Here is a 14,373-nt window from a genome sequence, read left to right as displayed (position 1 = left end):
TTTGTCTTGCCACCGCGTTGTGCCGTCTGCGTGCCGTATCCGCCAGGCGGCGGCGATGACGCCATGCCCCGAGCATGACTTCAGTCGACACGCGGCGCGCCGTTTTGCTCACCGCCCTTGCTCCTGGACGACAGCCCATGCCGCTTCCTGCTTTGCCTCCGGCTTTCCTCATTGCTGCATTCGACCGCCTTACCCATCGCGCCTCCGCCAGACCGTTGCGCGTGCCCGGCCACCGCTTCGGCCGCGGCAGACTCGTCTGCGTGCTCGCTGCGCTGTTCTTGTCGAGCGCCTTTCCCGGCGAGGCTGCGGCCACCGTCGCGATGCTGCAGCCGGCGCGCATCGCCGCTGCGAACGAGCCGCTGCAGATCACGTTGCTCTATTCCGCCGACGACTCCACGCCGCTCACCGTCGCCGTGCCGCAAACGCTGCGCGTGAACCTGAGCGGCGGCGAGCAGTCTCCGCAGCCGCTCGAACTCGCGCGCGAAGCGGGCGTGCCCGACACGCTGCGTCTGCGGCCGGGCCAGTTCCGCAAGGTGCGCTTTTCCGCGCCTTGGCCGGAATCGGCTCGCGGAGAAGTGCGTGTCGATCCGATCGGTTTCGATGCTTCGCCCGCGGTCGTCGTGATCAATCGCGGTCCCAACCAGAATGCGATTGCGCAGGCCGAGCGCAGCGAAAGCCAGGCCCGCACGCCGGCCCAGGCCGCGGCGACGGCGGCCGCGCTCGACGGCCCCTCGGGCGACGCGATCTCGCCGCCAGGCGACTCGCTGTCGACGACCGGACGCGGCGTGCTTGCGCACGTTTCCTACTACGACCCGATGTATATCGGCGTCGGCCACAACGGCGACACCAATGCGCGGCTGCAACTGAGCTTCAAGTATCGCTTGCGCATTCCCGACGACCTGCGCTCCAAAGCCTTCACCGACAACCTTTACTTCGCCTACACGCAGACGTCGATCTGGGATCTCTCCGCCGACTCGCGTCCGTTTCGCGACACCACGTACTCGCCGCAGCTTTTCTACTACGTGCCGGACACGGGCTGGCGCAGTCCGTTCTTCACGCGAATGGGTTTTGCAGCGGGCGTCGCGCATGAATCGAACGGCAAAGGCGGAAGCGATTCGCGCAGCATCAACATGCCGTTCATCCGCCCGACGTGGGAATTCGGCGATCTGACGGCCAACCATCTGACGGTGTCGCCGAAAATTTATTACTACGTCGGCACGTCCAGTAATCCGGACATTGCGGACTATCGCGGCTATGTCGATCTGCTCGTCAAATACGGCAGCCCCGATGGCTGGCAACTGGCGACCACGCTGCGCAAAGGCACGAAGCACTGGTACGGCAGCGTCGACACGCAATTCACCTATCCGCTCGCGAAGCTGCTCGGCAGCGCGTGGGGCGGCTATCTGTGGATCGGTTATTTCAACGGCTACGGCGAGGATCTGCTCGACTACAACAACCGTCAGCACTGGATGGCGCGAATCGGTTACAGCATCGCGCGGTGAGGCCGACGCGGGCCGCGCTCGGCGGCGGCGCAGTATCGGCCTCGCGGACGGGCTCGGGCGGCTTCACGTCCCGTATCGGTTAACATAGCGGACCTCCGCTTTTCTGCTGCAAGGTTTCCGATGGCTTCCAATCTCCACGCTCTACCCGACAGCCCGTGCATCGGCGTGTGTTCGACACTTTTCGACGAAGTCTGCAAGGGCTGCGGCCGCACGGCCGGCGAGGTATCGAACTGGGTATTCATGAGCGATGAAGAAAAGCGGGCCGTGTGGACCCGCATCGAACGCGAAGGCACGGCCATGCGTTTTCAGAACGACAAGCTCTGAGCGTTTCGCTCAGAAGCGCATGCCGACGCCGAGCCCCACCACCACCGGATCGATGCTCACGCGGCCGAGCGGCTGCCCGCCGAGCGAGGCATCCGTGTGCATCCAGATCTTCTTGATGTCCGCGTTGACGAAGAGCGTCTTTGTCACCTGCACGTCGACGCCTGCCTGCAATGCCGGACCGAAGCTGTGATTGCGGATCGACACCGGCTGCCCGCCGGCGTGCAAGCCATTGTTATAGAACAACGTGTAGTTCAGACCCGCGCCGACATACGGACGCACGCGCCCCGCGTGATTGAAGTGATATTGCAGCAGCAACGTGGGCGGCAGCACGTTCACTCCGCCAAGCGGACCGATGCTCGAAGTGAGCTGATGACGCGACGTGCCGAGAATCAGTTCGACGCCGAGATAATCGCGGATCATGTAGGTCAGATCCAGTTCCGGCACGATCGCGTTGTTGACGTCGGTGTTCAGCGTGGAGAGCGTGCCTGTCGTCGATACGCTCGGCATGATGCTGATCGCGCGCAATCGAACGATCACGTCGCCGGCGTGAATGCCGCTCATCGAATCGTCGCCGGCGGCATGCGCCTGCGGAATGAGCGCGGCGGCGCAGAGCAGCCCCGATGCCAACGCAGCCGTCCTGATGGTGTTGCTGAGCGAGAGCTTCATTTTTCTTCCCCTTTTTGTTGATCTACGGGGATTGTCGAAGCTCCCGCCGCGCGTCACGTTGACTCCCATCAACCGAGCGAGAAAGCCAGCCGCCCTGCGACAGCCGGTCGCGTCGCGCCAGTCAGCAGCAGTTCGATCAGGTCGTGCACGCTGCGAATCGCCGAGCCGAACGGCAGCGCTTCCTTGCCGCGAAAAAAGAGGCCGTTGGCCACATCGCCGCGCAAGGCCGCGGCAAGCCGCGTGTCGATGCAGAAGTGCCCGAACTTCTCCACGCCGTCACGCCACCCGCACACGCTCAGACATTCGAGCGCCGTCGGGCACGCCTGCCTGAGCGCGCCGACCTTCTCGCGGATCCTCGCTTCATGCCGCAAATAGCGCGTGAGCCACGGCGTTTTCACCGCACGCGCGGGCAAACCGGTCACGCTGACGAATTCGACGATGTCATCGGGCGCCGCCTCGGCCAGCACGCGCTTGAAGTTCGGATGCGCGTCGCCTTCCTCGGTCACGGCGAACGGCGTGCCGAGCTGCACGCCGTTCGCGCCCGCGTTCAGCAGCGCGCGCACGGCCTCATGACTATTGATGCCGCCCGCGAGAATCAACGGCACCTGCTTGCGATCGATCCCGAGCGACGTGAACACGGTCTCGAGTTCATCGAGAACGCGCCTGAAGTCGAAGCGCTGATCGTTCATATCGGCGATGTTCGTGACGCCGAGATGGCCGCCCGCATGCGCCGGATGCTCGATCACGACGGCGTCGGGCAAGCGGCCCTTCTTCATCCACTTCTTCAGCACCAGCGCGACGCCGCGGCTGTCCGACAGAATCGGAATCAGCGCGATGTCGTGGCCTTGCGTCATCTCCGGCAAATCGAGCGGCAGGCCCGCGCCCATCACGATCGCGTCGGCACCGTTTTCGCAGGCGGCGCGCACGTAATCGGCTTGCGCGCTGACTGCCTTCATCACGTTGACGGCAATCATGCCGCGGCCTTCGCTCAGCTTCTTCGCCGCATGAATTTCACGCGCGAGCGCGGTGAGATTCGCCTCTTCGAGCGTGGCACGGTCGGGCGACTGCCGGCAACGTTCGACCAGATCGGGATGATGATGGCGTAAATCAATACTGGCGATGGTGCCGAGCGCGCCCTCGCGCGCGACGCTGCCTGCGAGCCGGTGCGCCGAAATGCCGACGCCCATGCCGCCTTGCACGATCGGCAAGAGCGAGCGGCCGCGAATGACCAGCGGAGAAAACGAATGAGAGTTGAGCATGGCTGACCCGACGGACGATTATCAAAGCGTGGATAATCGTCGGTCGGGCGCGGCCGGGGTTGCGTCAGATCAAGCGGCGCGCGCATGCCGTTGCGGCGCGCGCGGCTTTGTTGATGCCGGTCATCCGCGTCAGACTTTGAATTGCATCGACTTGAGTTCGAGATATTCCTCGAGTCCAAAGACGCCGTTCTCGCGTCCGAAGCCCGACTGCTTGAAGCCGCCGAACGGCGCCGCCATATTCCACGCGCCGCCGTTGATGTCGATCTGCCCCGTGCGGATGCGGCGCGCGACGCGTTGCGCGCGCTCGTCGCTGCCGGCCCACACTGCGCCGCCGAGTCCGTATGGCGAATCGTTGGCAATCCGAATTGCTTCGTCTTCGTCCTTGTAAGTCAGAATGGACAGCACCGGCCCGAAGATTTCTTCTTGCGCGATCGTCGCTTTCGGATGCACGCGGCCGAACACCGTCGGCTTGACGAAAAAGCCTTTCGACACACCGTCGGGCAGCCCCGCGCCGCCCGTCACGAGTTCGGCGCCCTCCTCGATGCCCTTCGCGATGTACTGCTGCACACGCGCCTGTTGCGCGGCGGAGGCCAGCGGGCCGAGGCGCGTTTTCTCGTCGCGCGGATCGCCGGCTGCGTAGCTTTCGGCCGCCTGTTTCGCGAGCGCGCGCGCTTCGTCGTAACGTGCTTCGGGCACCAGCATGCGCGTGTGCGCCGAACAGGTTTGCCCCGAGTTGAGGAAGCATGCGCTGACCGTGCCTTTGACGGCGGCGGCGAAATCGGCGTCGTCGAGAATGACCGATGCCGATTTGCCGCCCAGTTCGAGCGCGACCCGCTTGATCGTCGCCGATGCCAGTTCCGACACGCGCTTGCCCGCGCGCGTCGAGCCGGTGAACGACACCATATCGACCGATGGATGGCTCGCCAGCATTTCGCCGACCACCGGCCCATAACCGCTGACGAGGTTGAACACGCCGGCGGGCAGCCCCGCTTCGTGGATCGCTTCGGCCAGCACGAACGCATTCAAAGGCGCGATCTCCGACGGTTTCAGCACCACCGTGCAACCGGCCGCGAGCGCGGCCGCGACCTTCAGCGTGATCTGATTGAGCGGATAGTTCCACGGCGTGATCGCCGCAACCACGCCGACCGGTTCGCGCACCACGAGCGAATTGCCGACGCGCTCTTCGAACTGGAAGCTGCCGGCGAGCTTCGCATAGGCGTTCCAGTTGTAGACGGGACTGCCGACCTGGATCGCGCGCGCGAGCTTCAGCGGCATGCCGACTTCGCCTGCGATCAGCGCGGCGAGTTCGTCGGTGCGCGCCTTGAGGTTCTCGGCGATCCGCTCGAGGTATCGGCCGCGCTCGGCGGCGGGCGTGGCGGCCCAGCCGTCGAAGGCCACGCGCGCGGCCGCGATCGCGCTTTCCGCATCGGCGTCGACGCCCTCGGGGATTCGGCCCATGACTTCCTCGGTGCCCGAGTCGATCACGTCGATCGTGCCGGTGCCGCACGGCGCGATCCATTTGCCGTCGATGTAGAGTTTGTCGTAGATCTTCATGATGTCGGCCCTGGCTTCGGATGGTGGTTGTTCTATTTTAGCCAGCGTCGGGGGAAGGATTCGGTGGGCGGGTTGGGCGGTGAGTTGCCGGCATGCGGCGAAGTACCCGCGGATAAGGGCACTATTTTGTAGTTTGATCGCCGCCTAGCTCCCGTCTTACCTCTGCTACGATGCCGTCGACAAACATAAAAGGGACCAAATGAAAGCCGTTCTGTCCGTAGCTCTATCCGCTCTCGCGCTTACCGCTTGTGTCTACGTCCCGACCGAATACAAAGCCGGGCCGGTCCAAGGTGATCCGAAGAAAATCGTGGAACGCGTTATGTACGAGCAGCCCGGGAGCAAACGGCCGGAATACGTCGATGTTACTGATGACTATGTGGAATTCGGAGCCGGCAGTAAAGGCTCGTCTCGCGAGACGCTGACCGGGTTCAACCATTCGTCCAAGAAGGACGTAACGAGGCTCTACTATCGAACGATGGCCGACGTAAAGCTGTTAGATCGTGCTTCGTTGAAGGGTCACTGGTACATAGTCGAGCCGCGCACAGGGCAAGGACGAAAGCTTGCTGACGTGTACGTGGAGAATCAGAAAGATGCAGAGAGCTTTGTTGACGCACTGATCGCGCTGAAGGCGGCGCTGCCCCCAACGGAGTAGCGATTCCACGCGGCGGCTTCCCGGCCGATATGTCGGCCGCCATTGTCCCAACGGGACAATCCCGCAGGACAACGGCGTCACATGAATAGGCATTCCGGGCCCCTTACTGCACGCCCTGGCTCGCCAAAAAGTCCTCGTAATTCCCGCCAAAGTCGTTCAGCGTGCCGTCCGTCTTCACTTCGATAATCCGGTTCGCCAGCCCGCTCACGAACTCGCGGTCGTGCGAGACGAAAATCAGCGTGCCTTCGAACTTGTCGAGCGCGATTTGCAGCGACTCGATCGATTCCATGTCCATGTGATTGGTCGGCTCGTCCATCATCAGCACGTTGTGGCGACCGAGCATCAGCTTGCCCCAGATCATGCGGCCCTTCTCGCCGCCCGACAGCACCTTCACCGACTTGCGAATGTCGTCGGCATTAAAGAGCAGCCGGCCGAGCGTGCCGCGCACCATCTGCTCGTCGTCGCCTTCCTTGCGATAGGCGTCGATCCAGTCCATCAGCGTGACGTCTTGCGGAAACTCTTCGTACGTGTCCTGCGGCATATAACCGACGTTCGCGTTTTCCGCCCACTTCACCGTGCCGTGATCGAGCGGCAGATTGCCGAGCAGCGAGCGCAGCAACGTGGTCTTGCCCGCGCCGTTCTCGCCGATGATCGCAATGCGCTCGCCCGGCTGCACGCTGATGCTGAAGTTATTGAAGATGGTCCGCTCGTACTTCTTCGAAATGTTTTCGGCGACCACCGCGATGTTATGCAGCTTCTTCTCGAACTCGAAGCGGATAAACGGATTCTGCCGCGACGACGGCTTGAATTCCTCGATCTTGATTTTGTCGATCATCTTCAGACGGCTGGTTGCCTGACGCGCCTTCGACTTGTTCGCCGAGAAGCGGCGCACGAAGTCCTGCAGGTCGGCGACACGCTCCTTCGCCTTCGCATTCGCGTTCTGCTGACGCTCGCGCGCCTGCGTGCTCGCGAGCATGTAGTCGTCGTAGTTGCCCGGATAGACCTTCAGCGTGCCGAAGTCCATGTCGGCCATGTGCGTGCACACCTGGTTCAGGAAGTGTCGATCGTGCGAGATGATGATCATCGTCGAGTTGTACTGGTTGAGCACGTCTTCCAGCCAACGGATCGAGTTGATGTCCAGGTTGTTGGTCGGTTCGTCGAGCAGCAGCACGTCAGGCTTCGAGAACAGCGCCTGCGCGAGCAGCACGCGCAGCTTCCAGCCCGGAGCCACGTTGCTCATCGGACCGTTGTGATCTTCAATGGCGATGCCGATGCCGAGCAGCAGTTCGCCCGCGCGCGCTTCGGCGGTGTAGCCGTCGTATTCGGCGAACTTCGCTTCGAGCTCGGCGGCGTGCATGTAGTCGTCGTCGGTCGCGTCAGGGTTCGCGTAGATCGCGTCGCGCTCGGTCATCGCGGCCCACATTTCTGCGTGGCCCATCATCACGACGTCGAGCACGCGCACGTCTTCATACGCGAACTGGTCCTGGCGCAATTTACCGAGGCGCACGTTCGGCTCCAGCATGACGTTGCCGGAACTCGGCTCCAGGTCGCCACCGAGGATTTTCATGAAGGTGGACTTGCCGCAGCCGTTAGCACCGATCAGGCCATAGCGGTTCCCTCCCCCGAATTTGACCGAGATGTTCTCGAACAGGGGCTTTGGCCCGAATTGCATGGTGATGTTGGCAGTAGACAGCACGGCGCGTCCCTTTGAATGTGATATCGGCGAAAAACCCAATATTTTAGCAGGTTACCGGGATTTCAACCGGACGGGAATTCGGCGCGCGCCGCGCCCTGCTGGCTGGGGGCGTCCGGCGTATCGGGCATGCGACGTGCGGGGGAACGCGTTCGCGCGGAGGCCATGCGCAACCGTCCGCGTTACCTATACTTTTTGAACGCCAACGAAGATTAAAGGAGAGATTTCATGTCAGACCACGTCTACAAGCAGATCGAACTGACCGGCTCATCGACGAAATCGATCGACGACGCGATCAGCACCGCCATCGCCAAGGCGTCGAAAACGCTGCGCAATCTGCACTGGTTTGAAGTGACGGAAACGCGGGGCCAGATCGAAAACGACCGCGTCGCTTACTGGCAGGTGACGATCAAGGTCGGGCTGCGCATCGACGATTGAGGCAGAGCACGTCGCGCATGTGGCGCGCTGACGCCTAGCCCCACAAGCACAAAAACGCAAACCAAAAGAGCTGCGATCCGCCAACGACGGATGCAGCTCTTTCTCAACAAGTAATCAACCAGGCGAGCAGCACAACCCGCCCGGCATCACCCGCTTACTTCGGCAACGACCCGTCGACACCTTCGACATACCAGTTCAGCCGCTGCAATTCCGGGTCCGTCAGCGTCTTGCCGGCCGGCACCTTCACCGTGCCCGACTGATCCTTGATCGGACCGGCGAACACATCCCACTTGCCGCTCGCCAGCTCGTCGCGCTTGCCCGCGACCTTCTTCTGCGCGTCCGCCGGAATCGCCGACGTGTTCAGATCCTCGAGATCGACCGCCTTCTGCGGAATGCCCCACCACACCGGATCGTTCTTCCACTTGCCGTCGAGCACCTGCTGGATCGCCGAGTTGTAGTACACGCCCCAGTGCGCGACCACCGAACCCAGATGCGCGCTCGGGCCGAACTTCTTCATGTCGGAATCCCAGCCGAAAGCATGCACGTGCTTCTCGGACGCCGTCGCGAGCGTCGCGCTCGAATCCGTGTTCTGCAACAGCACGTCGGCGCCCTGCCCGATCAGCGTTTCGGCGGCCTGCTTTTCCTTGCCCGGATCGAACCAGCTATTGATCCAGATGACCTTGGTATGAACCTTCGGATTCACCGAGCGCGCGCCGAGCGTGTACGCGTTGATGTTGCGGACCACTTCGGGAATCGGCACCGACGCGACGAAGCCGAGCGTGTTGGTCTTCGTCACATAGCCCGCGGCGACGCCGGCCAGATACGCGCCCTGGTACATGCGCACGTCGTAGGTGCCGAAGTTCGGCGCCTTCTTGTAGCCGGTTGCATGCAGGAACACCGTGTCCGGGAAGTCCTTCGCGACCTTCAGTTCGAAGTCCTGATAACCGAAGCTCGAACCGATGATGACCTTATTCCCCTTGTTCGCCAGATCGCGAAACACACGCTCCGAGTCCGCCGATTCCGGCACGTTCTCGATACGCGTGATCTTGATCTTGTTGCCGAATTTCGCTTCCGCTTCCTTCGATCCCTGGTCGTGCGCGAAGGTCCAGCCGGCATCGCCCGGATTGCCGAGATAGACGAACGCGACGCCCGGCGCGTCCGCCGCGTGCGCGGATTGCGCGAATGGCGCCGTCACGGCTGCACCGAGCGCGAGCGAGGCGGCGCCCCATGCGAAAGCCGTCAGCAGATTCCTTTTCTTCATGTTTTCTCCAGTCGTGTGATTAGTCATTGAAACGTGTGGTTATGTCTGGCCAACCGGGCGGCGCGTCAGCCCGCCGAGAAAAACGGCTTGCCGAGCGATGCCGGTGCATTCAGGCGAATCGTGTTCGGGTTGCGCGAAATCAGCACCAGCACGACGACCGTCGCGACATACGGCAGCATCGCGAGGAATTGCGTCGGCACGGGCACGCCGATCGCCTGCGCGTAGAACTGCAGGCCCGTGACCGCACCGAACAGCAGCGCGCCGATCAGCAAGCGCCCCGGCCGCCACGTCGCGAACACGACGAGCGCAAGCGCGATCCAGCCGCGGCCGGACGTCAGTTGCTCCTGCCACAAGTGCAGATTGACGATCGAGTAGTAGCCGCCCGCGAGTCCCGCCATGCCGCCGCCGAACGCGACCGCGCCATAGCGCACGCCGACCACCGGAAAGCCGACCGAATGCGCGACCTGCGGCGACTCGCCGACCGAGCGCAACACGAGCCCCGCGCGCGTGCGATACAGAAACCAGCCGATGACCGCGAACATCGCAAACGCGAGGTAATCGAGCGGCGTCAGACTGAAAAGCGCGGGACCGAGCACCGGAATCTTCGAGAGGCCCGGAATGGTCCACGTGTCGATGGTGGCGCGCACCGCCGCCGACGTGTACGGCTTGCCGACATACGCCGACAGACCGATGCCGAAGATCGTCAGCGAGAGACCCGTCGCGACCTGGTTGGCGAGCATGGTCAGCGTGAGAAACGCGAACAGCAGCGACATCGCGAGACCCGCGCCAATCGCGGCAATCACGCCGAGCCACGGGTTGCCGGTGATCGCGGTGACCGCGTAGCCGGTGACGGCGCCCATCAGCATCATGCCTTCGACGCCGAGGTTGAGAACGCCCGACTTTTCGGCGACGAGTTCGCCCGCGCCCGCGAACATCAGCGGGATCGCGGCGGTGACGGCGCTCGACGTGAGCGCGCTGGCTTGTTGAATATCCATGAATGGCGTGAGCGAAGCGGTGAGCGGGTCAGTGGGCTTGCGCGGCAACGGAGCGCCGGCGCACACGGTAATTCACGAACAGATCGGCGCCGAGCAGGCAGAACAGCAGCAGCCCCTGGAACACGCCGGAGAGCGCCTGCGGCAATTGCATCGAGGTCTGCACCGCTTCGCCGCCGAGATACAGCAGCGCCATCAGCAGACTGGCGAGCACGATGCCGAGCGGATGCAGCCGTCCGACGAACACCACGATGATCGCGGTGAAGCCGTAACCCGGCGACCACGTCGCTTGCAACTGACCGATCGGCCCGGCGATCTCGCCCATGCCGGCAAGACCCGCAAGGCCGCCGCTGATGAGGAGCGACATCCAGATGGTTTTCTTGTCGGAGAAACCCGCGTAGCGCGCGGCCAGCGGCGCAAGACCGCCGACGTTCATCCGGTAGCCGGCGAAGCTCTTGCGCATGAAGATCCACACCAGCGGAATCGCGATCAGCGTGACGAATACCGACGCGTTCAGCCGCGTGCCGCGCAGCCACTTCCAGTGCCAGTCGCCGTAAAACGTCGGATAAAGCGCGTCGCCGCTGAACATCTCCGAGAGCGGAAAATTCATGCCCTGCGGATCGCGCCACGGACCGCTCACGAGATAGATCAGCAATTGCGTCGCGACATACGTGAGCATCAGGCTCACGAGAATTTCGTTGGTGTTGAAACGGCTCTTGAGCAGCGCGGGAATCGCCGCCCACAGCATGCCGCCGATCACTCCGGCCAGCATCATCAACGGCAGAATCCACCAGCCGCTTGCCTGATCGAAATAAATCGCGACGCCGCTCGCGGCAATGCCGCCGAGCAGCATCTGCCCTTCGGCGCCGATATTCCACACGTTCGCGCGATAACCGATCGCGAGGCCGAGGCCGATCAGGCACAGCGGCGACGCCTTCAGCAGAAGCTCGGACCAGCCGTTCACGCTCGACAGCGGTTCGATGAAAAACGCGTGCATGGCTTGAAGCGGATCGCGGCCGACCAGCCCAAAGATCACGAAGCCGATGGCGAGCGTGAGCAACGCGGCGATCAGCGGCACGGCGATCTGCATGGTGCGCGAGGGCGTCGTGCGCGCTTCGAGTCGATACGGAAGAATCATGAGTAGCGTGTCGTGTTGTCGGGTTCTGTTATTGGACGCAAAGCGTGGATAAACGCGTGGACGAACGTGGCTCAGGCATGCGCCGGCTGTTCCGCCGACGGCGCCGCGCCTTCGCGGTCGCCGAAAAGCCCCGCCATCCAGCGGCCGATTTCCTCGGCGTTGGTCGCGCCTGTCGCGCGCACCGGCGAGAGTCTGCCGCCCGCGAGCACTGCGATCCGGTCGCAGATGTCGAACAGTTCCTCCAGCTCTTCGGAAATGACGAGGATCGCCACGCCGCGCGCCGACAGATCGAGCAACTGCTGACGAATGAACGCGGCCGCGCCGACGTCGACGCCCCACGTCGGCTGCGCGACCACCAGCACCTTCGGCGCCTGCAAGATCTCGCGGCCCACGATGTACTTCTGCAGATTGCCGCCCGACAGACTCTGCGCGAGCGCTTCGGAACCGCCGCAACGCACGTCGAACGCTTCGATACAGCGCTTCGCAAACGCACGCATCGCGCCCGCGTTGATCCAGCCCGAGCGCACCATCTTCTGCCGATGCCCGGTCAGCAGCGCGTTTTCAGCGAGCGTCATCGCGGGCACTGCGCCGCGGCCAAGCCGCTCTTCCGGAACGAAGCCGAAACCGAGCGCGCGCCGCGCGCCCGCGCCGAGACGGCCCGCGGGCTTGCCGCAGATCGTCACCGCATCGGCGCGCACGCCCCGCTTCTCACCCGACAACGCCGACAGCAACTCCGCCTGACCATTGCCCGACACGCCCGCAATGCCGAAGATTTCGCCCGCGTGCACGGCGAACGACACGTTATCGAGCGAGGTGCCAAACGGGTCGTCGCTTGCCACCGAAAGCGCCTTCACTTCCAGCAGCACGTCGCCGGGCTTGTGCTCGCGGCGCGTGTAATCGGGCAGCGAGTGGCCCACCATCAGTTGCGCGAGCGATGCATGCGTTTCCTGCTTGGGCTTCACATGACCCGTCACACGACCGCCGCGCATCACCGTGGCCGTGTCGCACAGTTCCTGGATTTCGTCGAGCTTGTGGCTGATGTAGAGAATGCTGCAGCCTTCGGCCGCGAGCCGCCGCAGCGTCGCGAACAGCTTGCGCACCGCTTGCGGCGTGAGCACGGACGTCGGTTCATCCATGATGAGCAGCCGCGGGTTCTGCAGCAGGCAGCGCACGATCTCCACGCGCTGCCGCTCGCCGACCGTCAGGCTATGCACGTGACGCTGCGGATCGATGTCGAGGCCGTAGTCGGCGGACACTTCGCGAATGCGCTTGGACAGCGCTTTCAGATCGAACGGTTCGTCGAGCGCGAGCGCAATGTTTTCGCCGACCGTGAGCGTCTCGAACAGCGAAAAGTGCTGAAACACCATGCCGATGCCGAGCTTGCGCGCGGCCGCGGGACTCGCGATGTCGAGCGCCTCGCCTTCCCAGTGAATCTCGCCTGCGTCGGGCCGAACGGCGCCGTAGATGATCTTCATCAGCGTGCTCTTGCCCGCGCCGTTTTCGCCGAGCACCGCGTGGATCTCGCCCGGCGCGACGATCAGCGTGACGTCGTCGTTGGCTCGCACGGCCGGATACTGTTTGGTGATGCCCTTGAGCATCAACCGGGGCGCCGCCTGTTCCGGCCTGGGTTCCGATCCGGCTGCCGGCTGCGCGGCGGCGCCGTCGCTATAAGAAGAGTCGCTCATGTGATTCCGTAGTGCGTCAGTGACTGCGGTTGCCGTGCGTTCGCCCACCTTCCCGGCGGCCGATCCGTCACCACAACCGGATGACAATACCTAATTCGCCCCGCTCAGTCGAGCCGACAAAATTCGCTGAAACCCGCGCCACAGCAAGCTCTGCGGGTATGCCTCCCTTGACGCGGTTTTTCGTTCATATTAAAAAGCATATATCCCTGCACCCCGTCGATCAGCCAGAACATATATTTTGGAGAAGTCATGAGTCAGCAACGCGAGGCGATCGATACCTATCTTTTACGCGTCTTGCACACCCTGTTGATGGAACGCAGCGTCACGCGCGCGGCCGTCAAACTGAATCAATCGCAACCGGCCATTAGCGCCGCGCTGCGGCGTTTGCGCGACATCACCGGCGACCCGCTGCTGGTGCGCGGCAAATCCGGCATGGTGCCCACCGAATACGGCCTGCGCCTGCTCGAACCGGTGCAAAACGCATTGCGCGAAATCGAGCGCATCAAGTTCCAGCAACACAATTTCGATCCGGCGACGTCGATCCGCTGCTACCGCATCGGCTGCCCGGACTACCTCAACGTGCTGTTCGTGCCGACGGTGGTCGAACGCTTTCGCCAGGCCGCGCCGAACGCGACGCTCGAATTTCATTCGCTCGGCCCCGCGTTCGACTACGAACTCGCGCTCGAAGACGGCAAGCTCGACATCGTCGTCGGCAACTGGCCGGAGCCGCCCGAGCAGCTGCATCTGTCGAACCTGTTCGTCGATCAGATCGTCTGCCTGATGAGCAACACGCATCCGTTCGCCAAGCGCGGCGGGCTCACGCTCGATCAGTATCTGAACGCGCCGCATCTCGCGCCGACGCCGTATTCGGTCGGCCAGCGCGGCGCCATCGACGTGCATCTCGCGCGCGAGCGTTTGAAGCGCCATGTGGTCGTCACGCTGCCGTACTTCAATCTCGCGCCGTACGTGCTGATCAAATCCGATCTGATCTTCACGACAACGCGTCTCTTCGCCGATTACTACGCCAAGTTTTTGCCGCTGACCGTGGTGCCCGCACCGCTCGATTTTCCGCCGATGCAGTACTACCAGCTCTGGCATGAGCGCGTTCACTACTCCGACGAAGTGCGCTGGCTGCGCAGCCTCGTCGCGGAAGCGACCAGGACGTTGATCGACAAGCCTTGAAGCTTGAGTGGCCGCGTGAGCGGTCGA

The 14,373-nt window shown here is 63.3% G+C and carries 13 protein-coding genes; 5 read left to right on the top strand and 8 right to left on the bottom strand.

Annotation, left to right across the window (positions count from 1 at the left end; all coding sequences use genetic code 11):
* Positions 1-137: 137 nt before the first annotated feature.
* Complete coding sequence (locus AB6809_RS07555) at positions 138-1,502, top strand: phospholipase A (protein WP_371026238.1); 1,365 nt, start codon at positions 138-140, stop codon at positions 1,500-1,502.
* Positions 1,503-1,622: 120 nt separating this feature from the next.
* The gene (locus AB6809_RS07550) at positions 1,623-1,826 is read left to right on the top strand and encodes a DUF1289 domain-containing protein (protein WP_006051757.1); all 204 of its coding nucleotides are present in this window, start codon (positions 1,623-1,625) and stop codon (positions 1,824-1,826) included.
* Between the two features lie 9 nt (positions 1,827-1,835).
* On the opposite strand, the gene AB6809_RS07545 is transcribed toward AB6809_RS07550, so the two are convergent.
* The 3 genes from AB6809_RS07545 to AB6809_RS07535 form a co-directional block, all read right to left on the bottom strand.
* Positions 1,836-2,492, bottom strand: a complete 657-nt coding sequence (locus tag AB6809_RS07545) for an OmpW family protein (RefSeq protein ID WP_006051758.1) — start codon at positions 2,490-2,492, stop codon at positions 1,836-1,838.
* 68 nt (positions 2,493-2,560) lie between these two features.
* Complete coding sequence (locus tag AB6809_RS07540) at positions 2,561-3,751, bottom strand: NAD(P)H-dependent flavin oxidoreductase (protein WP_371026237.1); 1,191 nt, start codon at positions 3,749-3,751, stop codon at positions 2,561-2,563.
* A gap of 129 nt (positions 3,752-3,880) precedes the next feature.
* Positions 3,881-5,305 carry an aldehyde dehydrogenase family protein gene (locus AB6809_RS07535; protein ID WP_371026236.1) on the bottom strand — a complete coding sequence of 475 codons (1,425 nt, stop codon included), beginning with the start codon at positions 5,303-5,305 and terminating at the stop codon, positions 3,881-3,883.
* A 199-nt stretch (positions 5,306-5,504) separates the two neighbouring features.
* Here AB6809_RS07535 and AB6809_RS07530 point away from each other — a divergent pair, with 199 nt between their 5' ends.
* Positions 5,505-5,957, top strand: a complete 453-nt coding sequence (locus tag AB6809_RS07530) for a hypothetical protein (RefSeq protein ID WP_006051761.1) — start codon at positions 5,505-5,507, stop codon at positions 5,955-5,957.
* Positions 5,958-6,060: 103 nt separating this feature from the next.
* Here the strand turns inward: AB6809_RS07530 and AB6809_RS07525 are convergent, their stop codons facing one another.
* On the bottom strand, positions 6,061-7,653 hold the full coding sequence (locus AB6809_RS07525; RefSeq protein ID WP_006051762.1) for an ABC-F family ATPase: 1,593 nt from the start codon (positions 7,651-7,653) through the stop codon (positions 6,061-6,063).
* 225 nt (positions 7,654-7,878) lie between these two features.
* On the opposite strand from AB6809_RS07525, the gene AB6809_RS07520 reads away from it, so the two are divergent.
* A complete protein-coding gene (locus tag AB6809_RS07520; protein WP_006051763.1) occupies positions 7,879-8,088 on the top strand; it encodes a dodecin in 210 nt (69 codons plus the stop codon).
* A gap of 154 nt (positions 8,089-8,242) precedes the next feature.
* Here the strand turns inward: AB6809_RS07520 and AB6809_RS07515 are convergent, their stop codons facing one another.
* The 4 genes from AB6809_RS07515 to AB6809_RS07500 all read right to left on the bottom strand — a co-directional run bounded on the left by AB6809_RS07515 (position 8,243) and on the right by AB6809_RS07500 (position 13,164).
* On the bottom strand, positions 8,243-9,349 hold the full coding sequence (locus AB6809_RS07515) for a BMP family ABC transporter substrate-binding protein (RefSeq protein WP_371026235.1): 1,107 nt from the start codon (positions 9,347-9,349) through the stop codon (positions 8,243-8,245).
* A 65-nt stretch (positions 9,350-9,414) separates the two neighbouring features.
* Positions 9,415-10,344, bottom strand: coding sequence for an ABC transporter permease (locus tag AB6809_RS07510; protein WP_171799849.1), 930 nt, complete (start codon positions 10,342-10,344; stop codon positions 9,415-9,417).
* Positions 10,345-10,372: 28 nt separating this feature from the next.
* Positions 10,373-11,479, bottom strand: coding sequence for an ABC transporter permease (locus tag AB6809_RS07505; protein ID WP_006051766.1), 1,107 nt, complete (start codon positions 11,477-11,479; stop codon positions 10,373-10,375).
* A gap of 71 nt (positions 11,480-11,550) precedes the next feature.
* Positions 11,551-13,164, bottom strand: coding sequence for an ABC transporter ATP-binding protein (locus AB6809_RS07500; protein WP_371026234.1), 1,614 nt, complete (start codon positions 13,162-13,164; stop codon positions 11,551-11,553).
* A 249-nt stretch (positions 13,165-13,413) separates the two neighbouring features.
* Here AB6809_RS07500 and AB6809_RS07495 point away from each other — a divergent pair, with 249 nt between their 5' ends.
* Positions 13,414-14,346: a LysR substrate-binding domain-containing protein gene (locus AB6809_RS07495; RefSeq protein ID WP_006051768.1), complete on the top strand. Its 933-nt coding sequence runs from the start codon at positions 13,414-13,416 to the stop codon at positions 14,344-14,346.
* Positions 14,347-14,373 lie beyond the last annotated feature (27 nt).

The organism is Paraburkholderia sp. RCC_158, from assembly GCF_041355255.1.
GTDB lineage: Bacteria > Pseudomonadota > Gammaproteobacteria > Burkholderiales > Burkholderiaceae > Paraburkholderia > Paraburkholderia graminis.
This window is presented reverse-complemented; position numbering and strand designations above follow the sequence as displayed.

Bases quoted from the DNA above. Each gene is read 5' to 3' on its own strand.
- AB6809_RS07555 (WP_371026238.1), top strand. From the start codon at position 138: ATGCCGCTTCCTGCTTTGCCTCCGGCTTTCCTCATTGCTGCATTCGAC.
- AB6809_RS07540 (WP_371026237.1), bottom strand. From the start codon at position 3,751: ATGCTCAACTCTCATTCGTTTTCTCCGCTGGTCATTCGCGGCCGCTCG.
- AB6809_RS07550 (WP_006051757.1), top strand. From the start codon at position 1,623: ATGGCTTCCAATCTCCACGCTCTACCCGACAGCCCGTGCATCGGCGTG.
- AB6809_RS07535 (WP_371026236.1), bottom strand. From the start codon at position 5,305: ATGAAGATCTACGACAAACTCTACATCGACGGCAAATGGATCGCGCCG.
- AB6809_RS07530 (WP_006051761.1), top strand. From the start codon at position 5,505: ATGAAAGCCGTTCTGTCCGTAGCTCTATCCGCTCTCGCGCTTACCGCT.
- AB6809_RS07495 (WP_006051768.1), top strand. From the start codon at position 13,414: ATGAGTCAGCAACGCGAGGCGATCGATACCTATCTTTTACGCGTCTTG.
- AB6809_RS07510 (WP_171799849.1), bottom strand. From the start codon at position 10,344: ATGGATATTCAACAAGCCAGCGCGCTCACGTCGAGCGCCGTCACCGCC.
- AB6809_RS07520 (WP_006051763.1), top strand. From the start codon at position 7,879: ATGTCAGACCACGTCTACAAGCAGATCGAACTGACCGGCTCATCGACG.
- AB6809_RS07545 (WP_006051758.1), bottom strand. From the start codon at position 2,492: ATGAAGCTCTCGCTCAGCAACACCATCAGGACGGCTGCGTTGGCATCG.
- AB6809_RS07500 (WP_371026234.1), bottom strand. From the start codon at position 13,164: ATGAGCGACTCTTCTTATAGCGACGGCGCCGCCGCGCAGCCGGCAGCC.
- AB6809_RS07505 (WP_006051766.1), bottom strand. From the start codon at position 11,479: ATGATTCTTCCGTATCGACTCGAAGCGCGCACGACGCCCTCGCGCACC.
- AB6809_RS07515 (WP_371026235.1), bottom strand. From the start codon at position 9,349: ATGAAGAAAAGGAATCTGCTGACGGCTTTCGCATGGGGCGCCGCCTCG.